Genomic DNA, 203 nt, shown 5'->3' with positions numbered 1-203 from the left:
CTCAGAAGTGAAACGCCGTAGCGCCGATGGTAGTGTGGGGTCTCCCCATGCGAGAGTAGGGAACTGCCAGGCATCAAATTAAGCAGTAAGCTGATGTGAAATCAGTGGATGTAGAAAAATTCGGTGGAGCGGTAGTTCAGTTGGTTAGAATACCTGCCTGTCACGCAGGGGGTCGCGGGTTCGAGTCCCGTCCGTTCCGCCAC

At 54.7% G+C, this 203-nt stretch carries 1 tRNA gene; it reads left to right on the top strand.

Annotated features, from left to right (window positions below):
• Positions 1-125 precede the first annotated feature (125 nt).
• Positions 126-202, top strand: a tRNA-Asp gene (locus tag OGV82_RS03860).
• Position 203: the final 1 nt, after the last annotated feature.

Origin of the sequence: Citrobacter sp. CK191 (assembly GCF_030333435.1) — a bacterium.
Lineage (GTDB): Bacteria > Pseudomonadota > Gammaproteobacteria > Enterobacterales > Enterobacteriaceae > Citrobacter_B > Citrobacter_B koseri.
This window is presented reverse-complemented; position numbering and strand designations above follow the sequence as displayed.